The organism is Bacillus sp. TE8-1 (genome assembly GCF_008368855.1).
In the GTDB taxonomy this organism is placed as follows: Bacteria; Bacillota; Bacilli; order Bacillales; family Bacillaceae_G; genus Bacillus_A; species Bacillus_A cereus.
In genome coordinates, this window is sequence record NZ_QPET01000012.1 from 137,792 (window position 1) to 162,608 (window position 24,817).

The window sequence follows — 24,817 nt, forward strand, 5'->3', positions numbered from 1 at the left end:
GGGGCTTGAAAATGGTAACGGAAAAAACGTTAAGAACTTGTGAACAGGGACACGAGTACTATAAAAGTAGCGATTGTCCAACTTGCCCAGTCTGTGAGAAAGAGAGAAAACCAAAAGAAGGTTTTCTCTCTCTTCTTTCAGCGCCAGCAAGAAGGGCATTAGAGCACCGTGGAATTCAAACTGTAGAAGAACTCTCAAAATATAGTGAAAAAGAAATTTTAAAACTGCATGGTATGGGACCTGCGTCTTTGCCGAAGCTTAGGAAGGCTTTGGAGGAGAGTGGGTTATCATTTAAATAAAATGAAATAGTGCCTCTTCACTACTTACTTGTTTATACCACTATTTGTGGACTGTAAAGCTCTTGCTTATTAAAATTTCATTTTAATAATTTTGAATTAGATAAAAGAAAAAAGTAGGAGAATATCTCCTACTTTTTTTACGCTGTTCCAATCTGATCTTGATCTGCCACATCAGAATCAAATGTATTCGTTGCACTAACACCGTTAAACGTATTCACGACAAATCCAACATTGGAAGCTCCGGATCCGTTATAAGCTTTCGTGTTTTCTTTCGGAGAAACGTTATAAAAATCTCCTAAATTGAAAGAACCGTTACTGTTTTGAACGACGAGATTTCCAACAACAGAAGGCATATCCATCCACCTACTTTACTAAACTTTGTAATTACTATATGAATTATTGTGCGGAAGGTTCATCTGTAATATATTGGCGGATTTGCATAATACGAGAGTTATTAAAAACATAATCAACATTTCCAATTTGAAATCCACCAGAGTTTAAAAGTGTGCGCAATTCAACGTTATTCACTTCAATAAAAGGGCATTCATTTACAATATTTAATTTTACATCTGTCGTTCGTTTTGGAATTGTAATGTGTTCATCTGTAAAGATTTCAAAAGCATCAAAGCGACCTTCTCCCCGTATATAACAAGGAATTTCACGGTGGACGGCAATAGCTCTACTTTTTAATTCCATTTGGTTTGCATCTCCAACTTGAAATACGGCAGCAATCCCTAACGAAACAATAGAAACATTTTGGACAATAGACACATGATGCAACATAATTTCTCAGTCTCCTTAACCTGGAGTAGGAGGGACATCTGTTACTAATGGTACAAATGGACCCTCTGTAACTGTTTCAAATGGTGTATCGAGAATAGAAGATAGAATGAGGAGATTTGCATCTCCAATTAAAAAGAGTGCGGACGACGATACACCGTTCATTTTAATCTGTCCGACTTTTAACTCACGGTTTACAACGTTAAGGTTCATACCTACTTACTCCTTTCGGAAATTTCCCGGTATGTGCTGAATAAAGGAGAGAAAGGCTTTGTCAATATCTTGTTTCATTGCCTGAATAATGATATCTCGTAAATAATCTGGATCTGTTGAAATACCTTCATATGATTGCGCTTGTGATAAATAATAAGGGAGTCGATGCTCCATCTGTTTTTTTATGTCATCCACCATCATTTGTCGATACATTTCATCAAGCGGTGTTCTCTCTTCTTGTTCAAAATGGAGAATACGATTATATGCTTCTTCATCTAAGTATCGATGCATTTCTTGGAGGATACCTTGATAAAAGTCTGGGTTTGTTTCGGTTTCAGGGTTTACCTTCAATGTTTCTGTATCCACTTGAAAATCTTCAATTTGTTGTCCTTTTGCTGAAAATGGGTTTAAACCAATATTTAAAGTACCATTTAAATTTTCGACTTTTAATTGATCGAATTTGTATTCCACTTTTCCTACAGAAGAGGAGGGGCGATTTTTTAATTCGTTAAGCTCTTCTTGGAGTTGGCGCACTTGATCTTCTAAATTCAGGATGGCTGCTTGTTGTGTTTGAAGAGCTTGTTGAAGTTGGTGTAAGTAAGTATATATATCTTGATTCATTTGTGAAACCTCCTTTTCAATAGGGAGGGTAAAAATATTCCTGCTATATATTTATGACAAGGATGTCTTAAGAAGAACTAGTTGATGGTTTGATAGAAATAATTTGTCCTTTTGCCTGTAATGGGCGAAGCGGTTCCGTAAATCCGCCCGTATTTGAAAATTTAGATAGGGCTTTAATACTTCCGGCAGTACCAATTTGGAACACAGAAGAGGTTGTAATGCTATCAATTTTAATACTGTTGATGATGATACTTTGGTTTACATAAAAATTCAATGCAATTGCCTCCTTTAAGTTGAGCCAATTATCGCTTGATCGATTACATCTGAATCGTTGACAGTCGTTGCACTTTGATAATTGTAGACAGAAACATTATCTCCAACGTTGAAAGAGCCGGCCCCGGCGAAAGCACGTGAGTAACTAATAGGCCTAATCGCAAATACATCTCCAATATGAAAAATACCACTTGATCCAATATTGACGATACGAATATGTCCGACCATAGCTGGCATACAAAACACCCTTCGCTTTTAAAATTTTCTTTTCTACTATTGTATGGGCGTTTCCAATAAAATGTGTATTTTTTTGAAATAAAAGAAACACACGCATTATTGCGTGTGTGTTTTGAACGTTTGATTAGGGTGTAAATCCGTATGTACATGACAAATTACATTTAAGAGCCTGTCCAGTTCTTGGCTACAATCCACTGTTTTTTGAGAAGTCATTCCATAGCGTTCAGCAAAATAAATCATTTTTTCACGTTTTTTTTCAATCGCTTGCTCAAACATTGAAATCGGCTCCATCTCTAAATGAAATTTTTAGTATATATGTAGTACATATTATACAAAAACTTCATAAAAAAGAAATGCATTCGCTAAAAAAAGTAAAATTTCTACATTTTATGCCAAATGATAAAGGGGTAACGAATAGGGGATGAGAAGAATATTGTAAAAATTAGCGTGCATGAGAAGGTTTTTTTCTTGCGGATGCGAATACAATTAAAGGGTATGAGTTTTAGGATGGAGAGTGGAAATATTGCGTTTTGTAACGGCGAAGAAAGAAGAAAAGGTATTTGTAGGTATTGTAGATGAAGAAGAAGAAAAGGTATTACACTTAAGAGAAGCGCAAAGACAAAAAGGGGAAAAGGTTACAATCCCTATTACAATGTTAGAGTGTATTGAAAGAGGGACTGAATGCTTTGAGAAAGTATGTGAAATTGTAAATTGGGCAAAAGAGAACGGGGAAGCGGCGTATTATCCGTTAACAGAGGTGAAAATATTAGCGCCGATTCCAAGGCCAAGAAAGAATATTTTGTGTGTTGGAAAAAACTATCGTGAGCATGCGGTAGAAATGGGCGGAGTAGAGTCTATTCCAGAAAATATAATGATCTTTACGAAAGCACCAACAACAGTTATTGGCATAAATGAGCAAATTAATGGTCACCCTCATGCAACGGACGAACTAGATTACGAAGGAGAATTAGCTATCATTATTGGTAAGCGAGGGAAACAAATAAAAAAAGAAAAAGCGCTTGAGCATGTTTTTGGTTATACGATTATCAATGATGTAACAGCTCGAGACATTCAAAGAAAACATAAACAGTTTTTCCTTGGGAAAAGCTTCGATACATTTTGTCCGATGGGACCGTATTTAATTCATAAATCGGTGGTTAATGCGCCGAATGCATTACACATTGAAACGGTAGTAAATGGAGAAGTAAGGCAAACTTCCAACACAAATAAAATGATTTTTTCAATAGAAGAAATTATTTCAACGATAAGTAAAGGAATGACTTTAGAACCAGGCGATATTATCGCAACAGGAACCCCGGCTGGTGTCGGAAAAGGTTTCACACCACCGAAGTTTTTACATGCTGGTGATGAAGTGGTTATTACAGTAGAAGGAATTGGTACTTTGCGAAATGTAGTGAAGTGAAGAAAAGAGCTATCTTGTTAAAAGATAGCTCTTTTTTATGGCCTTGGGTTATAGAGGTAATCAATAACGGAAAAAGTGTAAAGACCAATGAATGCAAGTGTACAAATGCCAAATAGTATAACCGTAAGTGCGCTTTTTTCTCGTCCAAAACCAATGATAGTAAGAATAACAGCAGTCCAAAATGATGCTTTCAGTAGTGTGAATGTAGTAGGAGTTGAGTAGTGAGTAAGCCATGTTGTGGAAAGTAGGAAACCAAAGAATGTAACTAAAATAAAAGCTGTAGCTAAATAGTTAATATGTTTACCATATCTTAATAGCATGTCGCACCTCCTTTACGATTTTAAAATACAGAAAATTACAATTTCATCTTAATATAAATGAATATAAAAAGAAAGAGGTTGTCCCAACATGTCGGACAACCTCTCTATCATTACGATAATACAGCTTTAATTTTTTGGAATGCCCACTCTAAATCTTCTTCAGAGATTACTAGAGGTGGTGCGATACGAATTACATTTTCGTGTGTTTCTTTACATAGTAGACCAGCTGCTTTTAGTTGTTCACAGTAAGGACGAGCTGGCTCGTTTAATTCGATACCGATGAATAAACCTTTACCACGAACTTCAGTGATCATTGGGTTATCAATCTCTTTTAATTGCCCAACTAATTTTTCACCTAATTGAAGAGAACGCTCTGTTAATTTTTCTTCTTCTAACACTTCAAGAGCCGCGATAGAAACAGCACATGCAAGTGGATTACCACCGAATGTAGAACCGTGAGAACCTGGCTCAAATACACCTAAAATGTCGCGGTTTGCTGCTACGCAAGAGATCGGGAACACACCGCCGCCAAGTGCTTTACCAAGTATGTACATGTCAGGAGTTACATTGTCCCAGTCACAAGCAAATACTTTACCAGTACGGCCTAAGCCAGTTTGGATTTCATCTGCTACAAATAAAACGTTTTCTTTTTTACATACTTCAAAAGCTTCTTTTAAGTAACCAGCTGGTGGGATATTAATTCCTGCTTCACCTTGAATTGGCTCTAAAATGAATGCTGCTGTGTTTGGTGTAATTGCGGCTTTTAATGCTTCTAAATCACCGTAAGGAATTACAACGATGCCAGGAAGCATTGGACCGAATCCACGCTTGTACTCTTCATTTGAAGACATAGAAACAGAACCCATTGTACGTCCGTGGAAGTTATCTTCACAAACGATGATTTCAGCACGGTTTGCTTCTACTTTCTTCACATCATAAGCCCAGCGACGAACTGTTTTAATTGCAGTTTCAACAGCTTCAGCACCTGTATTCATTGGAAGTACCATTTCTTTATTAGTTAGTTTCGCAACTTTTTCGTACCAAGGACCTAATTGATCGCTATGGAAAGCACGAGAAGTTAACGTAACACGATTAGCTTGGTCAATTAAAGCGTTAATAATTTTCGGGTGACGATGACCTTGGTTTACTGCAGAATATGCACTTAATAAGTCCATATAGCGGTTTCCTTCAGGATCTTCTACCCAAACACCTTCTGCTTTAGAAATAACGATTGGAAGTGGGTGATAGTTATTTGCTCCGTATGTGTCTGTAAGTTCGATAATATCCTTAGTTTGAATCATGATTGTTCCCCCTTTTGTTATTACAAGAAGTTTGTAAATACTCTAAATATTATAGCATTTAAATGTAAAAAAGCGAAACATTTCCTGAAAATAAATGAACATGTTATCATATAGAGTGAAAAAGTGTGAAAAGAGGAGGTAAGGGATACGATGGTACATATGCATATTACAGCATGGGCGTTAGGTTTAATTTTATTCTTCGTTGCGTATTCACTTTATTCAGCAGGAAGAAAAGGGAAAGGTGTACATATGGGGCTTCGCCTAATGTATATCATTATTATTGTGACAGGCTTCATGTTGTACATGAGTATTGTGAAGACAGCAACAGGTAGCATGCACATGTGGTATGGCTTAAAAATGTTAGCTGGTATTTTAGTTATCGGTGGAATGGAAATGGTTCTTGTGAAAATGAGCAAAAAAAAACCAACAGGGGCGGTTTGGGGCTTATTTATTGTTGCGCTAGTAGCAGTATTTTACCTTGGGCTGAAATTACCGATTGGCTGGAAAGTATTCTAATAAAAAATAAAGCCACCTTATAATCTCAAAGACTTGGGAGATTATAAGGTGGTTTTTTACTTTATCCCGTAAACATCAGATTGGTGAAGGCTAATAATCAGTGGGCTACCCCACTGATTAAAGTTTCACTTTATGTCGCATCGATATGCAACTCTTCTCCATTTACTTTCGTAAAACGGAACATATTTTTATTTGACGTAGTGTGACGGACGAAATGGTGCTGCAGTGTACAGATCATTTCTTCGTTATCAAACAAAAGAATATTTACTCCTTCGCGTGACTCCTCTTGCGGTAAGAAAGATAAATAATTATGACAATACATGCAATCATATAAAGAGTAGTGAAGTGATTGCAATGATTCGGTTAATAATGTGAAGACAGAGTCAGGTAATTCCTCCAGCCATTCATTATAGCTAAGAAGTAACTTTTTTCGAATACGTATCATTTCACCATTTTGCAAATGGCGTTGCTCGTTGGCGATTTGTAATACATCTTGTTCATAGAAACGGGCTGGTAGCCAATTGTTATTATACAAAATTTCAAACCCATCTTCGGCAATATCTTCTAATAAAAACGCTTCATCATTTTCATCATCAAAGAATACCCACTCATTGTTTATATATTCTACATTACCGACTGTATGAGCACGGGGCTGATTATATAAAATATGTTTACGTTGTATCATACACGATTTCTCCTTTATGAAAAGTAGTTATTCCTGTTATAGACAGTTCGTGCGTTCTTTATAACTAGACACATCTAGACATAGGTGGGCATACAATAAAACACGTTTTACTGAGTGAGAATGCTATTCCATATGTGGATAGTAGGTTATCGTCAAGTTTTTCATTTTTTGATCCGCACTCTTAGGGTGGGGATTACTGCACGTTCAAGAAAAGAAATAAGATGGAAGGATGATTTATATGTGCGGGATTACAGGATGGGTGGATTATAAACGCTCATTAGAAGGAGAAAGAGATGTCGTTACGAAGATGGCTGAGACGTTAGCGAAACGGGGGCCGGATGATAATAAAGTTTGGATTAAAGGAAATGTCGCATTTGGGCATAAGCGGTTAATCGTTGTGGATCCTGAGGGCGGTAAACAGCCGATGACTTGTTTAAAAGATGAAACGAATTACGCCATTTGCTATAACGGTGAACTTTATAACACAGAAGACATTCGAAAGGAATTATTAAGAAGAGGATATACGTTCAAAGGTCATTCTGATACAGAAGTATTATTAGCTTCTTATATTGAATGGAAAGAAGAATGTGTCGATCATTTAAACGGTATATATGCGTTTGCAGTATGGGACGAACAGAAAGAACAAGTATTTATTGCGAGAGATCGATTAGGTGTAAAGCCACTTTTTTATAAATATGATAGCGGACGCTTACTATTTGGTTCGGAGTTAAAAGCGATATTGTCGCATCCAGATGTGAAGGCGGAAGTAACGTTAGAAGGATTATCAGAAATATTCGGGCTCGGACCGTCAAGAACGCCTGGCCACGGTATTTATGCTGGTATAAAAGAATTGCGTCCAGGTCATGCGATGACATTTTCAAAGAACGGTTTATGTATATGGAGATATTGGAATGTAGAAAGTAAAAAACATGAAGACTCTTTTGAAGAAACAGTAGAGAAAACGCGCTTTTTATTACAAGATGCTATTACAAGACAGCTTGTTTCTGATGTACCACTATGTACTTTTTTATCGGGTGGTGTAGATTCGAGCGCTATTACAGCTATTGCAGCGAAAGAATATGAGAGATTGGGAAAAGGGCAATTACACACGTATTCTATTGATTACGAAGATAATGACAAATACTTTAAAGCGAATGCATTCCAGCCAAATTCAGATGCTCCGTTTATTAATTTAATGACTGAGACATTTCAAACAACCCATCATCGCTGCGTCATTTCGAATGAAAAATTAGCAGAGTATTTAACTGAAGCAGTACTCGTTCGTGATTTGCCTGGTATGGCAGATATCGATTCGTCATTATTATGGTTTTGCCGAGAAATTAAACAAGATTTTGTCGTTGGCTTATCTGGAGAATGTGCAGATGAAATATTTGGTGGATATCCGTGGTTTTATAGAGAAGATGATTTACAATCGAGTGCATTTCCGTGGATGCGTTCTACAGAGGCACGTGAACAACTTCTAAAAAAAGAATGGAGAAATAAATTAAATTTACAACAATATGTACAAAGGCGCTATGAAGAGTCGATTCAAGAAGTTCCTATTTTAGAGGGGGAAAGTCCGCTAGAAGCAAGAAGACGCCAATTATTTTATTTAAATATGGTATGGTTTATGACAACATTATTAGACAGAAAAGACCGCATGAGTATGGGAGCGAGCTTAGAAGTACGTGTTCCATTTGCAGATCATCGTCTTGTCGAATATGCGTGGAATATTCCTTGGGAAATGAAAATGTATAAAAACCGCGAAAAAGGTCTATTACGTAAAGCGTTAGAAGGTGTACTTCCACATGACATCTTATATAGAAAGAAGAGTCCTTATCCGAAAACGCACAATCCGCACTATACAAAAGCAGTAACAGTATGGCTTCAAAATCTATTAACGGATAAAGGTTCAATTTTACACGAACTGTTTGATAAAGAGCAGTTGAGCGGATTAATTCAGTCTGGCGGCAGTGCATTTCAAACACCATGGTTTGGTCAATTGATGACTGGGCCACAGCTTTTAGCTCATTTAGCACAAATTCACGTTTGGTTTAAAGAATATGGGGTAAATATTAAGGAATAAGGGAAAAGCGGCTTACAATTATGTAAGTCGCTTTTTATTAAAGAAATTTTCATATAAAATTCAAAATCACCTTATAAATAATATTTAATTAGAATTATTATTTTGACGTATTTATTATTACTTGTTATAATTGGAAACGAATGTTCTGAAAAGTATTCTCATTTATAAAATTGAGGTGTTATATATATGACAAAGAAAAAAATAGGTTTACTCGTAATGGCGTATGGAACACCAGAATCATTAGACGATGTAGAGGCATATTATACACATATCCGTCACGGGCGTACGCCATCAGAAGAAGCGCTTGAAGATTTAATTGGCCGCTATAAAGCGATTGGTGGAATTTCGCCGCTTGCAAAAATTACGAAAGAACAGGCGCATAAATTAACAGATTCAATGAATAACATATTTACAGAGTATCAATTTACTTGTTACTTAGGTTTAAAACATATTGCACCATTTATAGAAGATGCGGTAGAAGAAATGAAGCGTGATGGGATCGAGCAAGCGATTAGTATCGTATTAGCGCCACATTACTCTACATTTAGCATTAAAGCGTATAATGACCGTGCTATTCGTCTTTCAAAAGAAATCGGTGGTCCTGTTATTGAACCAATTGAACAATGGTACGATGAACCGAAGTTTATTTCGTATTGGGCAGACCAAATAAAAGAGACGTTTACTAATATTATAAATAAAGAGAAAGCAGTCGTAATTTTTTCAGCGCATAGTTTGCCAGAAAAAATTATTGCAGCAGGAGACCCTTATGTAGAACAACTAAAGCATACGGCAGATTTAATTGCAGAAGCTGCAAATATTCAAAACTATACAATCGGTTGGCAAAGTGCTGGGAATACTCCAGATCCGTGGATTGGTCCAGATGTGCAAGATTTAACGAAAGATTTATATGAAGAGCATGGGTACGAATCTTTCATATATTGCCCAGTTGGTTTTGTAGCGGAGCATTTAGAAGTTTTATATGACAACGATTATGAATGTAAAGTTGTAACTGATGAATTAAATGCCAAATATTTTAGACCAAATATGCCGAATGCACAATCAGCATTTATCGACTGTTTGGCTGAAATTGTTTCCAAAAAAGTGAAGGAAATAGTTGACAAAGATTTAGTTTTGAATAATAATTAATTTATAATAATTTTAAATAAATAATAATTACTACGAAATAAAGAGGAGGATCCCCCTAGATGAATCCAAATAATCGCTTAACAACAAACCAAGGTGCTCCAGTTGGAGACAACCAAAATTCTCGTACAGCTGGTCGTCGTGGACCAGTATTATTAGAAGACTATCATTTAGTAGAAAAACTTGCACACTTTGATCGTGAACGTATTCCAGAGCGCGTTGTGCATGCACGTGGTGCAGGTGCTCACGGTGTATTCGTAACGAAAAATAGTATGAAGCAATATACGAAAGCGGCATTTTTACAAAATGAAGGAACTGAAACGCCTGTATTTGTTCGTTTTTCAACGGTTATTCATGGTCAAGGTTCTCCTGAAACAGCACGTGACCCACGTGGGTTCGCTGTTAAATTTTATACAGAAGAAGGAAACTACGATATCGTAGGTAATCATTTACCAGTTTTCTTCATTCGTGATGCAATTAAATTCCCAGATATGGTACATTCCTTAAAACCAGCACCTGATACGAATATTCAAACGCCAGATCGTTATTGGGATTTCATGACGTTAAGTCCAGAATCTACACATATGATGACATGGGTATTTTCTGATTACGGTACACCAGCAAGCTATCGTGAAATGGAGGGTTTTGGCGTCCATTCATTTAAATGGATTAATGAAGAAGGTAAAATTGTTTATATAAAATACCACTGGAAACCACAGCAAGGTGTACGTAACCTAAATGCGAAAGAAGTGCAAGAAGTACAAGGGAAAGACTTCAATCATGCAACTCGTGACTTGTTCGATGCAATCGAAAAAGGAAATCACCCAAAATGGGATTTACACGTACAAGTTATGCAATTAGATGAAATGGACTCTTTAGACTTTGATCCACTAGATCCAACGAAAGTGTGGCCAGAAGATCGCTTCCCATTAATGGAAGTAGGGACAATGACGTTAAATCGTAATCCGAAAAACTTCTTTGCAGAAGTAGAACAAGTAGCGTTCTCTCCAAGTGCAACTGTAAATGGTATTGAGCCATCGGAAGATAAATTATTACAAGGTCGTTTATTCTCTTACCCAGATACACAACGTTATCGTCTTGGGGCAAATTACTTACAAATTCCTGTAAACTGCCCATACGCAGCTGTTCATAATCAACAACGTGATGGTGCGATGCAAATCAATCAAAACCCATCTACAACCAACTACGAACCGAGCCGTCATGCTGAAAATCCAGTTGAAGACCCAGCTTACCGCGATTCAACTATGAAAGTAGAAGGCTATGTATCTCGTGAAAAAATTGAGAAACCAAATGACTTTAAACAAGCAGGTGAGCGTTACCGTTCATTCTCTAAAGAAGAGCAAGATAACTTAATTGCAAACTTAACAAATGACTTGAAAGACGTAAATGAACGCACAAAATTATTAGCTGTTTGTAACTTCTTCCGTGCAGATCAAGAATACGGTATGCGTTTAGCGCAGGCATTAAATGTTGATATTACGCAATATGTAGGAAATGCTCCGAAATAAATAGGAAAAGACGACCGGGCTTCGGTCGTCTTTTTTGTATAAAGTTATGTGGGGTATTTCGCATGTAAAACATGTCGGAATTTGTTGGTAAATCGATATGTTGTGTCGAACCGTTGATATATTGAAAGAAACAATCGATATATTTGAAAAATCGTTGATATATCCAAAAAACCGTTAATATATTTCCAGTTATACTAGGTGGGGTATGTTGCCCGGTACGCAAAAAAGAGATGCAATCTATCATCGATAGATTGCATCTCTTTTTTAGTTCACTCGCTCAGTATACTCATAAGCTTTCTCCCCATGCATCGAAATATCAAGTCCCATATGTTCCTCGTGCTCATCTACCCGGACAGGGAGGAAGAAGTTGATTGCTTTAATAATGGCATACGTCATTATAATTGTGAACGCATATGTTGCGCCGATCGCTACAAGTTGTTTCAACAGCAGCGAGGCGTTTCCGTAAAATAATCCGTTAGCGCCATCACCGTTTACGGCAGTAGTTGCAAATAATCCTGTCGCAATACCGCCCCAAGTTCCACCGATGCCGTGACATCCGAATGCATCGAGTGTATCGTCGTATCCGAATTTTGTTTTTAAGAAAAAGACCGCTCCGAAGCATAATACGCCGCCAATTGCTCCGATAAGAAGAGCTGAGAAAGGTGTAACGAACCCGCAAGCTGGTGTAATAGCGACTAGACCGGAAACGGCGCCACAAGCAGCTCCCATCGCAGTCGGTTTTGATTGGAAGAACCACTCTGAAAGCATCCAAGTTAATGCTGAGGCAGCGGCAGCTATATTTGTATTAATAAATGCAGTTAAAGCTACATCATTTAAAGATAATGCGCTTCCGACGTTAAAACCGAACCAGCCAAACCATAATAAGCCTGCGCCTAACATTGTAAATGGCAAATGGTGAGGAGAAGAACCATTTATGTTTTTTCGTTTTCCGAGGAAAATAGCTAATACAAGACCAGCAACTCCGGAAGTGATGTGAACGACGTTTCCGCCAGCGAAGTCTAGTGCACCAAGTTCCCTTAGCCACCCGCCGACGCCCCATACCCAATGAGCGACAGGATTGTAAACAATCGTTGTCCATAGAAGGATAAAAATAAGAAAGGCAGAAAATCGCATTCTTTCAGCAAATGCACCTGAAATTAAAGCTGGAGTTAAAATGGCGAACATGAGTTGAAACATCATGAATAAATTGTGAGGAATAGTAGATGAGTAGTCTGGATTTGGTGCGTAGGTAACTCCGTTTAGACCGAACCAATCAAGTGTACCGATAAGCCCGTGCCAATCTGGTCCGAATGATAAAGAATAGCCGATAACAATCCATTGAATCGAAACGATAGCCATTGCACTATAACTATGCATCGTTGTACTGAGTACATTTTTGCTGCGAACCATACCTCCATAAAAAAGTGCCAATCCTGGTGTCATCAACATGACCATTACTGTCGTCACAAACATAAAAACTGTATCTCCCATATTCATGAGCTCTCCTCCTATAATGTTAGAAAAAATAACATCATTTTGTTATGTTTCATATCATATTCGAAAAGGAACTGAAAATCAACTAAAAATTCAGAAAAATATATACATGATGTTAGAAAATGTAACATATATTATTTTGTGAGGATTGAAATCGACATATGCGTTTCTCTCGGATAATTGGTATAATATTCTTACAATTAAAAACTTGGGGGATGCGTGTGGGAAAAATACGGACTAGGAAACTATTCATTTGTTTTTGCTTAGCTTTTGTTTTGTTTGTACCAATACATACTTTTGCAGACGAAAAAAGAGAGTGGAAAGATGAAGTTATATACTCCATTATGATTGATCGCTTCAATAATGGAGAACCGAAAAATGACAAACAATTAGAAGTTGGTAATTTAGAAGGGTATCAAGGCGGGGATATAAGAGGAATTATAAAAAGGTTGGATTACATAAAAGAAATGGGTTTTACTACCGTTATGCTTTCGCCGCTTTTTGAAAGTGGAAAGTACGATGGATTAGACGTGCGAAATTTTAAAAAGGTAAATGAACATTTCGGGACAGACAATGATGTGAAAGAACTTGTAAAAGAAGCTCATGCAAAAGGAATGAAAGTTGTATTTCAATTTCCGCTTGGAGAAAACGAACGACAGGTAATTGACGCAATGAAATGGTGGATAAAAGAAGTTGATTTAGACGGAAGTTATGTTATACATAGTGAAAAAAAGCCGCGTTCCTTTTGGGATAACGCGCAAAAAGATATGCAAGTGATAAAGAAAGATTTTCGTATTATGACAAAGGAGGATAGCGAATACAACGAAAAAATAGTAGAATCGTTTTCCGAAGCGGATGTATCGGTGAAATCGTTATACGATGTGAGTAAAAAAGAAGGGGACTTTGTTACGTTTTTAGATGATCAAGAAACAAAAAGATATGCGCGTATTGCAAAAGAAAATATGTATTATCCGCCATCACGTTTAAAGTTGGCGCTTACTTATTTGTTAACATCACCTGGGATTCCGAATTTTTATTACGGAACTGAAATTGCATTAGATGGAGGAAGTGTACCCGATAATAGACGATTAATGGATTTTAAGTCAGACGAAAAGTTTATGCAACACATAACAAAACTAGGTGAACTTAGGCAGGCGAGACCGTCTTTACGACGCGGTACGTTTGAGCTTCTGTATGATAAGAGCGGGATGAGTATACTAAAACGAAAATATAAAGATGAAGTAACTTTAGTAGCAATTAATAATACGAAAGAAACACAAAAAGTCTCCTTACCTGCAAGTGAAATTGGTGAAAAACAAGAGTTAAGAGGATTGTTACAGGATGAAATTATAAGAGAGGAAAATGGAAAATTTTATCTCGTTTTAAAGCGTGAAGAATCAAACGTGTATAAAGTTAACGGAGAAACAGGTGTGAATTGGTTATTTATCTCCTTAATCGTTGGTGTGAATGTATTATTTATTGCGTTTCTAATTGCAGTTAAAAGGAAACGTAGATGAGATGAGAAGTTACTCACTCTATGTTCATGTCTTCTTATTGGATTTGTAAGTTTGTTCGGTGGGGCCAGGTTAGGGAGAAAGCCTTCTTCCTAGCCTGTTTTTGTGTCCATACGGATAGAGAAAGACCTTTGAAACAATAATTGCAACTATATTAATTTTACATTACATTAAAAGTTAGAGAATACTCTTATACTAATATAGTGCTAAATAGTAGGTGGGAAAATGGAGTTTTACGATTTGGGTATTACCATTAAAGAGCTTAGAATTAAAAAAAATATATCACAATCCGAATTATGTCATGGAATATGTTCACAAAGTCAAATTAGCAAAATAGAAAAAGGTGTGATTTATCCATCTAGCATATTATTATATCAATTATCAGAAAGACTTGGTATTGACCCAAATAATATATTTGCATTAACTCAAAACAAAAAATTAAAATATGTAGAAAATGTAAAATGCGTAATAAAAGATTGCTTAAAGCAAAAACAATATAGTGAACTTTATGAAATCGTGAAAAAAGAGAAAGATGAAAAGAATTTCCAGGCAAAAGAAGATAAACAATTTCTCCTATGGCATGAAGCGATTGCTATATTTGAGGTGAACAGATCCATAAAAACTGCTTTAAAGCTTTTAAATAATGCATTAAAACTAACTTTAACCAATGTTGATTTTTTATCAGAAAGAGAAATAGATATTATGCAGACAATGTCTATATTTTATGCGGAAAATAAAGAATATGATAAAAGTATTACTATATTAAGAAGGTGTTTAACTAATTTTAATAAGTTAGATTTCCCGAGAGATAAAGCGATTAAATTAAAAATCATTTTTAATTTAGCGAAATGTTTAGGTATGACCTATCAATATGAAGAGGCGGTAAAATACATTGATAAAGGAATCAAATTAGCTATTAATCTAAATACTTTATACTTATTAGGTGAACTTTACTATTTAAAGGGATGGAATTTATTAAGATTTAAACAACAGAATGAAGAAGATATTGCAAATAACATGAAAAAAGCATTATTTATATTTGAACTAACAGAAAAAGAAAATCTGATAAAAATGGTTAAAGAAAAATATTTAGAAAACCAAACTGAAAAAAGTCACTTATAATTCATTTGGAAATCACTTGAAATATAATAAAACCTACAGGGAAAATCTCTGTAGGTTTTATACTTATAAACTTGCTTCTAAAATATTAGTGTTTAATATAAATTTTTGAATAAGAGTTTACTTAGTGTACTTTTTATTTTGAAGTCTGCATCTTTATTAACAATTTATGCTTCTTTTTAATCACATCCAAATATTGTTAAGATTGAGATGATTCAAGTCGGAGGAAGGCACTTTGAGGTGTCTTTTTTTTATGACCTTTATCATTAACTATTTAATGTTTTTTTAAATGATTACATGACATATTTTTTTTGTACCAAGCTTTGTTGATACAGTTAGACTTATCCGTTAGTGTATTCGTATTATTAGAACATCCTACAGTATTTAGGGAGAATGTGGCCAATAAAAACCATAATATTAATTTCTTCAAATAACCACTTCTAACTCTTTTTTAATTAACATTTTTTAAAATACTTATTAATTTTACATTACATTAAAGGTTGGAAAATATTCTTATACTCATAAATTGTTACGTTTCGGCGAGGAGAGGAATTATGAGTTATAGCAATTTTTAAGATGACTTTGGCCTAGGATGTAATTGCTAAGAAAAGTAATTCAAATCGAAGGGAAAACGTCTTAAGGTGCCTTTTCCTTATTTTCAATTTACTTAGCGATTTTTACCGCACATACCCTTTTTTCTATGGTTTGTTCTTGTAATATTGTCTCTACAAGACAAAAAGAAAACTCCTCTAATTAAGAGGAGTTTTCTTTTTAGCGGTAGTTAATGAACTGTACGTCGATTGGTAAATCAGCGCTACGAACAGCTGCGATTACTGCTTGTAAGTCATCACGGCTTTTCGCTGTAACACGTACTTGATCATCTTGTACTTGTGTTTTTACTTTTAATTTCATTTCTTTAATGATGTTGTTAATTTTTTTCGCGTTATCTTTATCGATACCTTGTTGAAGTGTTGCGCGTTGGCGAACAGTGTTGCCAGTTGCAGCTTCAACTTTTCCGTAATCTAAGTTCTTAATTGGAACGTTACGTTTTACAAGTTTAGAGATAAGAACGTCTTTTACTTGCTCTAATTTAAACTCGTCATCAGAAGTTAAAACAAGTACTTCTTTTTCTAATTTAATATCACTTTTACTTCCTTTAAAGTCATATCGGTTTTGGATTTCTTTTAATGCGATGTTAATTGCGTTTGTTACTTCAGGTAATTCTACTTTCGAAACGATGTCAAAAGAACTATCTTTTGCCATAGTTAGCACCTCCAAATAAATTTCTAATCTTGTTATGTACTGTACATACTAAAGTATAGCTGAAAACGAGTCTAGACTTAAGTGTTTTCGTACTTATATTCATGTAACCTCATTTTATTATAGTGAATTTTGGGCAGTTGGACAAATACAGGAAAAATCATGTTATAATTAACTTTTGTTTGGAATGATAAAAAAGATAATTTTATATATATAGAAGGGAATTAAAAAATATGTATTTGCAAATAGGATCGATTGAACAGGTAACTGTTTTACGCGAAACGGAAATCGGATATATGGTTGGGAATGAAGAAGAAGAAATTTTCCTACATAAAAACGAAGTAGCTGGAGAAATTGAAGAAGGCGATACGATTGATGTATTTTTATACCTTGATCACCAAAATCGTATTTCAGCAACAATGAAGGAACCAATTATTACAACTTATGATTGGAACTGGGTAAAGGTTGTAGAAGTTATTCCTAGTTTAGGTGTGTTTGTTGATATTGGTGTGTCAAAAGATATACTAATTCCAGCTGATGAGTTCCCGATTTATATGCCGGTATGGCCAGAAGTAGGCGACGAATTATATTGTACGTTAAAATTAACGAATCGTGATCGTTTAATTGCTCTTCCGGCAAGAGACAGTGATATGCAAGAAATTATCGTAGATGCAACGCCATCTATGCGTAATAAAAACGTAAATGGACGTGTATATCGTTCGCTTCAAGTCGGTTCATTCGTACTAACTGATGAGCATTTCCGTGCTTTCTTGCACCATACAGAAAGAAAAGAACAAGTTCGCATCGGTCAGCGTGTAACAGGCCGTATTATTGACGTAAAAGATGACGGTACAATTAACATTTCACTTCTTCCTCGTAAAGAAGAAGGAATGGAAGACGATGCTGCAGTAATTTATGCATATATGGAAGAACGAGGCGGAGCAATGCCGTTTTGGGATAAGAGCCATCCAGAAGATATTAAAGAACGCTTTAACATGAGTAAAGCTGCATTTAAGCGCGCACTTGGTAAGTTGATGAAAGAAGAAAAGGTTTACCAAGAAGAAGGTTGGACTTACTTTAAGAAATAAGATGAAAGATTAAAAAGCACACCCTTATCTAAAAAGATAAGGATGTGCTTTTTTTAATTTCCTTGCGGAGAAACAAGAGTAAACGTATCTTTCAACTCACTATCGTTTATTTTAATATTTGCCTTTTTTAATTCCTCTTGTAACAATTTTTTGCTGAATACACGATCAGCAGTACGTTCTTCCTCTAAGTTTTTGCGAATAGAGTTTTTTACCTCATCGTAAGGTTTTAAATCTTTTTTATCAGTTAATTTAATAACGTGATAACCGTTTGATGATTTTACGGGATTGCTAATTTGTCCAACATTTAGTTTGTAGGCAGCCATTTCGAATTCAGGAGCCATTGTACCTGAATTGAAGTATCCAAGGTCTCCGCCTTTATCTTTTGATAGCAGATCTTGTGATTCTTGTTTTGCTAATTCTTCAAATGAAGCACCAGCATCTAGTTTACTCTTTATTTCTTTCGCTTCATTTTCGTCACTTACTAATATGTGACTCGCTTTAATTTCTGGCTTATAGTGGTCTTTTACGTCTTTTTCTGTAATACTTTTCTTAATCGCTTCATTCATAGCAAGTTTGAACTTAATTTGATTTTTGAAATCCTCTTCATCTTTTAAACCATTATTTTCTAATACTTTTTTGAATTGATCTCCATATTGTTTTTTTACTTTTTCTACTTCTTTATTTACCTCTTCATCAGGTACTTTATATTTTTTTGTGATGACGTCTTGTGCCATCATTTCGTATAGCATGTCTTTTCCGTAACGATCTTTCAATTGTTTTTCGAAGTTATCCTTTGTAATGGTGGAGTCTGTTGCTGTAGCGACTGTAGCTGAGCCATTCTTTTGTCCGCAAGCAGATAGCATCAATATACTTATTAGTGCAGTAATAATGAAAATATGTTTCCCTCTCATGCCAACACCTCATCCGAATATGTTATCGCTATTGTAGAATATAGAAGTGAACATGAAGTGAATTTTTAATGTTTTTTTCCTTTAAAATGTAAAAAAGTACATCAACATAATTGTTGATGTACGATGGAATCAAAGGTGATCGGTCTTTTTAGAGTATGCACGTTTACCTTGCTGAATATTTTTTTGCTCTTGCTCATTTTTTTGTGTGCGTTTTGCGTTATTATCGCGTGCTTTTTTGTCGTTATCACTCGTATGTGGCATATGTATCAACTCCATTTCTAAACGTTGTACGTTTATCATTTCCTTTTTCGTAAAGACTATGTATAGCGGTGCATTTATGAAGGGTAAAGGTGGATTCAAAATGGATTTGAAGTTGAATTATACTGAACTTATAAAGAAGTTAATCGTTGTAATCATCGCAGGTTTATTAAACGCGATTGGGATGAATTTATTTTTAACGCCAGCAAAAGTGTATGCGAGCGGCTTTGCTGGATTGTCTCAATTATTATCACAAATATTAGGTGATTTTTTATCGATTCACATATCTACGGGAGTATTGTTTAGCTTATTTAATATTCCTGTCGTTATTTTAGCGTGGAAAAAGGTTGGAAAGGCCTTCACCTTTTTTAGTTTTCTTTGTGTTATATTTATGACTTTGTTTTTAGAAATCATCCCTGTTAGAGCGGTTTCGAATGATATCATATTAAATGCGATTTTTGGCGGGATTATTTCGGCAATTGGAGTAGGGATTGCTTTAAAGTGGGGTGCTTCTACAGGTGGATTAGATATTATCGCCATGATTTTATCAAAAATAAAAGATAAGCCTGTCGGTACATACTTTTTCTTTTTTAATGCAATTATCATTATCGCTGCTGGCTATGTATATGGATGGGAAAAAGCGTTATATACGTTAGTTACTTTATATGTATCAACGAGAATTATTGATGCAATTCATACTCGTCATGTAAAGATTACAGCATTAATTGTTACGAAGAATGGGACAGATGTAAGAAAGGCGATTCACTCACGATTAGTAAGAGGGATTACAACGATACCAGCAACAGGTGCTTATACGAATGAAAATAAAGAAATGTTAATGATGGTTATTACTCGTTATGAGTTATACGAATTAGAGAGGATTATTAAACAAGTGGACCCAGGTGCATTTACAAATATACTGCAAACAGTTGGTGTGTTCGGATTGTTTCGGAAAGATTAAAGAGGACCGAAGTTGGTCCTCTTTTTTAATGTAAATTCGTAATGTTTTGCAATTGCTCTTGCATTTCACGGAGCTGAACTTTTTCAGCAGTTGAAGAGTTTGCGTAAGCGGATTGCAAAGCATTTTTTGCTCTATACACGAGATCTTGTTGCTCAGTACCGCTTGAACAAGATACGGCATTTTCAACAGCATCTCTAGCTTGTTGGAATAGTAAGTTCCCCATTTAAACCCCTCCAAAAGAAGAGTTACTTCTTGCTTTTTCTGCCTCAGCTAATGTACCTCTGTACGGGAATCTTGCATCATGCTTCATAACAGCATCGGCTCCTTGTTGGATAAAACGTTTTGATTTGTTCTTTTTACCCATTCGAAAAACCCCCTTTATTTAGCTGAAAACAATCGACGCGATGTCTCATGCGTCTACTTATAGTATGGACATTTGGCAGGAAACTATAAGTAGGGAATTTTTAGATTACAACCCAAGAACCTCTTCTAAATATAAAGCAATACCATCTTCTTCGTTCGTTAACGTCGTATGGTTTGCAAGTGATTTTAATTCAGGGATGGCATTTCCCATTGCGATACCGTGACCAGCAAATTCAATCATTTCAAAATCATTATCTTCATCACCGAAAGCGATAATGCGCTCTTGTGGAATGTTGTAATGACTAGAAATTTTTTGTAATCCAACTGCTTTATTTAACCCGCTTTTCACAATTTCAATAATCGGCCAAGGTGCGCCCCATTTTCTATGGTCGATTACTTCCGCATGCATATCCGTTAAATGTTGACGAATTGCAGTAGAATGCTCGTCATGTGCGTCAATTAATAAGCAAGTTGGATGATCGTTTAAAATATTTAATAAGTCTCCCGTAAAAATCTTAGGAGAGCCGAATTCGAAAATATGTTTTTTATCTTCATCAATTTCACGAACATACACATCGTCCATTACTTCCGCGTATATATTTTTTACGCCAAAATCAAAGCAAGCTCGGACAATTTCTTGCGCTGTTGCTAGCTCAAGAGGAGAGTGATGTGTTCCCCAGTTTGAATCAAGAGGATGATGTACGTAAGCGCCGTTAAAGTTTACGATCGGTGTGTTAAGATCAAGTTCTTTATAGTAATCATAACTAGCACGGAATGGACGTCCTGTTGAAATAACGACAATATGTCCCTGTTCCTTTGCTTTTGCAATTGTATGTTTCGTTCGAGTGGAAATTATTTTGTTGTCTGTTAATAAAGTGCCGTCTAAGTCTAATGCGATTAAATGTTGTTTGTTCATAATTTCACCTCTTATAATAATTTTTTTGTATCTATCTGTATTTCCGTTTTTAATATGCAGAAATAAGAGGTTAGACTCGGTGAAATCACCATAGATGGAAATTTCACTATATATCCATCTTACGTCTCAAAGTGCTGTGGTGTCTACTATTTATCGTTGGAAATTAAGAAAAGTCAACATCTTTTTAGAAAGTTCAAACAATGTTTCTTTCATTATGTATAAATTGTGAAAAGGGTTACATTGCTCGTGTGATGAGGCATATAATGAACATGTAATCTTCTCGTATATGTTTGACTCTCCTTTGAAACTAGCCTAGAGTAGGTTGGTTTCTTTTTTTTCTACAAGTAGGAAAGAAATCCCTGCTTACGCTTGTGTCATTCATATATATGTACAAGAATGAGATGTAGTACTGTTTCCTAAACATGACAGAAAAGCTTTCTTTTAAAATGGATATACTAATGAGGCAAGACGTCATGGAAGGAGAATGAAGATGGGACAAAATCGCAGGTTTCGTTCTGGACAAAAAGCGCCGAATGATGGCATTTACGTAGAAATTGGTGAAACGGGAAGTATGGTGAAAGATCCGCAAATGGTGAAATTAACTGCCGGTGAAAAGTTTCCGGATAACACGAATCATAACCGCCAGTGGACATATAAAAGAAAACCGTAACAGAAGCCGCAATCATTATTGCGGCTTTTTTGTCGTTACACATTGTAATTTCATTTACCGTATTTTTTATCAGTATAATGAATGCTCTCTTTTTCTTTTTCAAATAATAAGTTTGAAAATACATAGGCAAAATTATTGTATAAAAAAGTCAGTTGGCGTATAATCAAATCAAAGGTCAAAGAAAGTCAAACTTTTGGAGGGCTGTAAAGATGGACTTAAATCAAATGACAACAAAAACACAAGAGGCGATTATGAGTGCCCAATCTTTAGCGGTATCTCATCATCACCAAGAGGTGGATACTGTTCATCTATTACTTGCATTATTAGAAGAGCAAGATGGATTAGCAGTACGTATATTTCAAAAAATGAATGTTGATATAGAAGCATTAAAGCAAGGTGCTGAAAGTTTAATTAAAAAGAAACCTTCTGTAACGGGGAGCGGTGCAGAAGTTGGAAAATTGTATGTAACGAGCGCTCTGCAACAACTTCTTGTAAGAGCAGGAAAAGAAGCAGAAAAACTGCAGGATGATTACATTTCAGTAGAACATGTATTGCTTGCTTTTTCTGAAGAAAAAGGCGATATAAATCAATTATTTACAAGATTGCATATTACGAAAGATAACTTATTACAGTCTTTAATGACAGTTCGGGGGAATCAAAGAGTGACGAGTCAAAATCCAGAAGCAACTTATGAAGCGTTAGAAAAATATGGTCGTGATTTAGTGGCGGAAGTGAGAGCAGGGAAAATTGATCCTGTAATCGGCCGTGATAGTGAAATACGACGTGTAATCCGTATTCTTTCACGTAAAACGAAAAACAATCCGGTTTTAATTGGGGAGCCAGGTGTTGGTAAAACAGCAATCGTTGAAGGGCTAGCACAGCGTATCGTGAAAAAGGATGTACCTGAAGGATTGAAAGATAGAACGATTTTTGCGTTAGATATGAGTGCACTCGTAGCTGGTGCGAAATTCCGTGGTGAGTTCGAAGAGCGTCTGCAAGCTGTATTAAATGAAATTAAAAAGAGTGAAGGACGCATTTTATTATTCATTGATGAACTTCATACAATAGTTGGAGCTGGTAAAACAGAGGGAGCCATGGATGCAGGAAATATGTTAAAACCGATGCTTGCGCGCGGTGAACTGCATTGTATCGGGGCGACGACGCTCGATGAATATCGCAAATATATTGAGAAAGATCCAGCGCTAGAAAGACGTTTCCAACAAGTATTAGCAGAAGAACCAACTGTTGAAGATACAATTTCCATTTTACGTGGATTAAAAGAACGCTTTGAAATTTATCACGGTGTAAATATTCATGACCGTGCGATTGTAGCAGCGTCAGTTTTATCAGATCGATATATTTCAGATCGCTTCTTACCTGATAAAGCAATTGACCTTGTTGATGAAGCGTGTGCAACAATTCGTACAGAAATTGATTCTATGCCAACAGAATTAGATGAAGTAACGCGCCGCATTATGCAGCTGGAAATTGAAGAAGCGGCTCTTGGGAAAGAAACGGATCGTGGTAGCCAAGAGCGTCTAAAAACATTGCAACGTGAATTATCGGATTTAAAAGAAGTTGCAAGTGGCATGAGAGCGAAATGGGAGAAAGAAAAAGAAGACATTCACAAAGTTCGTGACTTACGTGAACATTTAGAACGTTTGCGTCGTGAATTAGAAGAAGCAGAAGGCAATTACGATTTAAATAAAGCAGCCGAACTTCGTCACGGGAAAATTCCCGCAATTGAAAAAGAGTTAAAAGAAGCGGAAGAAATGGGCGCGCATAATAAACAAGAAAATCGTTTATTACGTGAGGAAGTAAGTGAAGAAGAAATTGCAGATATTGTTTCACGCTGGACTGGTATTCCTGTTGCGAAACTCGTGGAAGGTGAACGCGAGAAATTATTACGCTTAGAGCAAATCTTATCAGAGCGTGTCATCGGACAAGAGGAAGCAGTAAGCTTAGTGTCAGACGCAGTTCTTCGTGCTCGCGCTGGTATTAAAGATCCGAACCGCCCGATTGGTTCTTTCATCTTCTTAGGACCAACAGGTGTTGGTAAAACAGAACTTGCAAAAACGTTAGCCCAGTCTTTATTCGATAGTGAAGAGCAAATGATTCGCATTGACATGTCTGAGTATATGGAGAAACACGCAGTGTCACGCTTAATTGGTGCACCTCCTGGATATGTAGGATATGAAGAAGGCGGTCAATTAACAGAAGCGGTAAGACGTAAACCATATTCCGTTGTTTTATTAGATGAAATTGAAAAAGCACATCCAGAAGTATTCAACATTTTATTACAAATGTTAGATGATGGACGCATTACAGATTCACAGGGCCGTACAGTGGACTTTAAAAATACAGTTATTATTATGACTTCAAATATTGGATCTGCTCATTTACTAGATGGATTAGAAGAAGATGGTTCGATTAAAGAGGAATCAAGAGACCTTGTAATGGGGCAATTAAGAGGACATTTCCGCCCTGAATTTTTAAACCGTGTGGATGAAATTATTTTATTCAAACCTCTTACAACGAATGAAATTAAAGGCATTGTTGATAAAATTGTAAAAGAACTACAAGGTCGTCTAGCTGACCGTCACATTACAGTAGAATTAACAGATGCAGCAAAAGAATTTGTTGTGGAAGCCGGTTTTGACCCAATGTACGGAGCTCGTCCATTAAAGCGATACGTACAGCGTCAAGTGGAAACGAAATTAGCACGAGAATTAATTGCAGGAACAATTACTGATAATAGTCACGTAGTTGTTGATGTAGAAAATAACGAATTAGTCGTTCATGTGAAATAAAAATAAAAAAGAGTTCGGATAAAATCC

The 24,817-nt window shown here is 35.9% G+C and carries 29 protein-coding genes; 12 read left to right on the forward strand and 17 right to left on the reverse strand.

The window, feature by feature from the left end; genetic code table 11:
• The first annotated feature begins 11 nt into the window (after window positions 1-11).
• On the forward strand, window positions 12-299 hold the full coding sequence (locus DN404_RS10100) for an RNA polymerase alpha subunit C-terminal domain-containing protein (RefSeq protein WP_000255728.1): 288 nt from the start codon (window positions 12-14) through the stop codon (window positions 297-299).
• Window positions 300-436: 137 nt separating this feature from the next.
• Here DN404_RS10100 and gerPF read toward each other — a convergent pair whose 3' ends face one another.
• The 7 genes from gerPF to DN404_RS10135 all read right to left on the reverse strand — a co-directional run bounded on the left by gerPF (window position 437) and on the right by DN404_RS10135 (window position 2,699).
• Window positions 437-652, reverse strand: coding sequence for a spore germination protein GerPF (gene gerPF / locus DN404_RS10105; protein WP_001141566.1), 216 nt, complete (start codon window positions 650-652; stop codon window positions 437-439).
• A gap of 43 nt (window positions 653-695) precedes the next feature.
• Entirely contained in the window at window positions 696-1,082 is a 387-nt protein-coding gene (locus DN404_RS10110) for a spore germination protein GerPE (protein WP_139849506.1), read from the reverse strand.
• Between the two features lie 15 nt (window positions 1,083-1,097).
• Entirely contained in the window at window positions 1,098-1,292 is a 195-nt protein-coding gene (gene gerPD, locus DN404_RS10115; RefSeq protein ID WP_001052807.1) for a spore germination protein GerPD, read from the reverse strand.
• Window positions 1,293-1,298: 6 nt separating this feature from the next.
• Window positions 1,299-1,913, reverse strand: coding sequence for a spore germination protein GerPC (gerPC, locus tag DN404_RS10120; RefSeq protein WP_001070760.1), 615 nt, complete (start codon window positions 1,911-1,913; stop codon window positions 1,299-1,301).
• A 67-nt stretch (window positions 1,914-1,980) separates the two neighbouring features.
• Window positions 1,981-2,187 carry a spore germination protein GerPB gene (gene gerPB, locus DN404_RS10125; RefSeq protein WP_001012508.1) on the reverse strand — a complete coding sequence of 69 codons (207 nt, stop codon included), beginning with the start codon at window positions 2,185-2,187 and terminating at the stop codon, window positions 1,981-1,983.
• A 14-nt stretch (window positions 2,188-2,201) separates the two neighbouring features.
• Entirely contained in the window at window positions 2,202-2,423 is a 222-nt protein-coding gene (gene gerPA / locus DN404_RS10130; protein WP_001111187.1) for a spore germination protein GerPA, read from the reverse strand.
• Window positions 2,424-2,519: 96 nt separating this feature from the next.
• Window positions 2,520-2,699: an aspartyl-phosphate phosphatase Spo0E family protein gene (locus DN404_RS10135; RefSeq protein ID WP_000462841.1), complete on the reverse strand. Its 180-nt coding sequence runs from the start codon at window positions 2,697-2,699 to the stop codon at window positions 2,520-2,522.
• Window positions 2,700-2,946: 247 nt separating this feature from the next.
• Between DN404_RS10135 and DN404_RS10140 the strand changes: the two genes are divergently transcribed.
• Complete coding sequence (locus DN404_RS10140; protein ID WP_001213071.1) at window positions 2,947-3,846, forward strand: fumarylacetoacetate hydrolase family protein; 900 nt, start codon at window positions 2,947-2,949, stop codon at window positions 3,844-3,846.
• A gap of 35 nt (window positions 3,847-3,881) precedes the next feature.
• Here the strand turns inward: DN404_RS10140 and DN404_RS10145 are convergent, their stop codons facing one another.
• Both DN404_RS10145 and rocD read right to left on the reverse strand, forming a co-directional pair.
• Window positions 3,882-4,166: a hypothetical protein gene (locus DN404_RS10145; protein ID WP_149215029.1), complete on the reverse strand. Its 285-nt coding sequence runs from the start codon at window positions 4,164-4,166 to the stop codon at window positions 3,882-3,884.
• A 110-nt stretch (window positions 4,167-4,276) separates the two neighbouring features.
• On the reverse strand, window positions 4,277-5,467 hold the full coding sequence (rocD, locus tag DN404_RS10150) for an ornithine aminotransferase (RefSeq protein ID WP_000616658.1): 1,191 nt from the start codon (window positions 5,465-5,467) through the stop codon (window positions 4,277-4,279).
• 150 nt (window positions 5,468-5,617) lie between these two features.
• On the opposite strand from rocD, the gene DN404_RS10155 reads away from it, so the two are divergent.
• A complete protein-coding gene (locus tag DN404_RS10155; protein ID WP_149215030.1) occupies window positions 5,618-5,983 on the forward strand; it encodes a YisL family protein in 366 nt (121 codons plus the stop codon).
• Window positions 5,984-6,113: 130 nt separating this feature from the next.
• On the opposite strand, the gene DN404_RS10160 is transcribed toward DN404_RS10155, so the two are convergent.
• Window positions 6,114-6,668, reverse strand: coding sequence for a DUF2777 domain-containing protein (locus DN404_RS10160; RefSeq protein ID WP_149215031.1), 555 nt, complete (start codon window positions 6,666-6,668; stop codon window positions 6,114-6,116).
• A 238-nt stretch (window positions 6,669-6,906) separates the two neighbouring features.
• On the opposite strand from DN404_RS10160, the gene asnB reads away from it, so the two are divergent.
• The 3 genes from asnB (at window position 6,907) to katB (ending at window position 11,426) form a co-directional block, all read left to right on the forward strand.
• The gene (gene asnB / locus DN404_RS10165) at window positions 6,907-8,754 is read left to right on the forward strand and encodes an asparagine synthase (glutamine-hydrolyzing) (protein ID WP_149215032.1); all 1,848 of its coding nucleotides are present in this window, start codon (window positions 6,907-6,909) and stop codon (window positions 8,752-8,754) included.
• Between the two features lie 186 nt (window positions 8,755-8,940).
• A complete protein-coding gene (gene hemH / locus DN404_RS10170) occupies window positions 8,941-9,900 on the forward strand; it encodes a ferrochelatase (protein WP_000162629.1) in 960 nt (319 codons plus the stop codon).
• A 59-nt stretch (window positions 9,901-9,959) separates the two neighbouring features.
• Window positions 9,960-11,426, forward strand: coding sequence for a catalase KatB (katB, locus tag DN404_RS10175; protein WP_149215033.1), 1,467 nt, complete (start codon window positions 9,960-9,962; stop codon window positions 11,424-11,426).
• Between the two features lie 264 nt (window positions 11,427-11,690).
• On the opposite strand, the gene DN404_RS10180 is transcribed toward katB, so the two are convergent.
• Complete coding sequence (locus tag DN404_RS10180) at window positions 11,691-12,923, reverse strand: ammonium transporter (protein ID WP_001055855.1); 1,233 nt, start codon at window positions 12,921-12,923, stop codon at window positions 11,691-11,693.
• A gap of 158 nt (window positions 12,924-13,081) precedes the next feature.
• On the opposite strand from DN404_RS10180, the gene DN404_RS10185 reads away from it, so the two are divergent.
• Complete coding sequence (locus DN404_RS10185) at window positions 13,082-14,437, forward strand: alpha-amylase family glycosyl hydrolase (RefSeq protein ID WP_140159371.1); 1,356 nt, start codon at window positions 13,082-13,084, stop codon at window positions 14,435-14,437.
• A gap of 222 nt (window positions 14,438-14,659) precedes the next feature.
• Complete coding sequence (locus DN404_RS10190) at window positions 14,660-15,556, forward strand: helix-turn-helix domain-containing protein (RefSeq protein ID WP_016122099.1); 897 nt, start codon at window positions 14,660-14,662, stop codon at window positions 15,554-15,556.
• Window positions 15,557-16,324: 768 nt separating this feature from the next.
• Here DN404_RS10190 and DN404_RS10200 read toward each other — a convergent pair.
• The gene (locus DN404_RS10200; RefSeq protein WP_001040149.1) at window positions 16,325-16,816 is read right to left on the reverse strand and encodes a YajQ family cyclic di-GMP-binding protein; all 492 of its coding nucleotides are present in this window, start codon (window positions 16,814-16,816) and stop codon (window positions 16,325-16,327) included.
• A 230-nt stretch (window positions 16,817-17,046) separates the two neighbouring features.
• On the opposite strand from DN404_RS10200, the gene DN404_RS10205 reads away from it, so the two are divergent.
• Entirely contained in the window at window positions 17,047-17,901 is an 855-nt protein-coding gene (locus DN404_RS10205; RefSeq protein ID WP_000281262.1) for a CvfB family protein, read from the forward strand.
• A gap of 53 nt (window positions 17,902-17,954) precedes the next feature.
• Here DN404_RS10205 and prsA read toward each other — a convergent pair whose 3' ends face one another.
• Both prsA and DN404_RS10215 read right to left on the reverse strand, forming a co-directional pair.
• Window positions 17,955-18,812 (reverse strand): peptidylprolyl isomerase PrsA, encoded by an 858-nt coding sequence (gene prsA, locus DN404_RS10210; RefSeq protein WP_149215034.1) that lies wholly within the window; start codon window positions 18,810-18,812, stop codon window positions 17,955-17,957.
• Window positions 18,813-18,941: 129 nt separating this feature from the next.
• Complete coding sequence (locus DN404_RS10215; protein ID WP_001120851.1) at window positions 18,942-19,073, reverse strand: DUF3941 domain-containing protein; 132 nt, start codon at window positions 19,071-19,073, stop codon at window positions 18,942-18,944.
• A 100-nt stretch (window positions 19,074-19,173) separates the two neighbouring features.
• On the opposite strand from DN404_RS10215, the gene DN404_RS10220 reads away from it, so the two are divergent.
• Window positions 19,174-20,031 (forward strand): YitT family protein, encoded by an 858-nt coding sequence (locus tag DN404_RS10220; RefSeq protein WP_000364437.1) that lies wholly within the window; start codon window positions 19,174-19,176, stop codon window positions 20,029-20,031.
• Window positions 20,032-20,056: 25 nt separating this feature from the next.
• On the opposite strand, the gene DN404_RS10225 is transcribed toward DN404_RS10220, so the two are convergent.
• The 3 genes from DN404_RS10225 to DN404_RS10235 all read right to left on the reverse strand — a co-directional run bounded on the left by DN404_RS10225 (window position 20,057) and on the right by DN404_RS10235 (window position 21,310).
• Window positions 20,057-20,254, reverse strand: a complete 198-nt coding sequence (locus tag DN404_RS10225; RefSeq protein WP_000527407.1) for a DUF3813 domain-containing protein — start codon at window positions 20,252-20,254, stop codon at window positions 20,057-20,059.
• On the reverse strand, window positions 20,255-20,395 hold the full coding sequence (locus tag DN404_RS10230) for a hypothetical protein (RefSeq protein WP_000516816.1): 141 nt from the start codon (window positions 20,393-20,395) through the stop codon (window positions 20,255-20,257).
• A gap of 105 nt (window positions 20,396-20,500) precedes the next feature.
• Complete coding sequence (locus DN404_RS10235; protein WP_001041232.1) at window positions 20,501-21,310, reverse strand: Cof-type HAD-IIB family hydrolase; 810 nt, start codon at window positions 21,308-21,310, stop codon at window positions 20,501-20,503.
• A 490-nt stretch (window positions 21,311-21,800) separates the two neighbouring features.
• On the opposite strand from DN404_RS10235, the gene DN404_RS10240 reads away from it, so the two are divergent.
• Complete coding sequence (locus DN404_RS10240) at window positions 21,801-21,980, forward strand: YjzC family protein (protein WP_000531421.1); 180 nt, start codon at window positions 21,801-21,803, stop codon at window positions 21,978-21,980.
• Window positions 21,981-22,189: 209 nt separating this feature from the next.
• The gene (clpB, locus tag DN404_RS10245) at window positions 22,190-24,790 is read left to right on the forward strand and encodes an ATP-dependent chaperone ClpB (protein WP_000365401.1); all 2,601 of its coding nucleotides are present in this window, start codon (window positions 22,190-22,192) and stop codon (window positions 24,788-24,790) included.
• Window positions 24,791-24,817 lie beyond the last annotated feature (27 nt).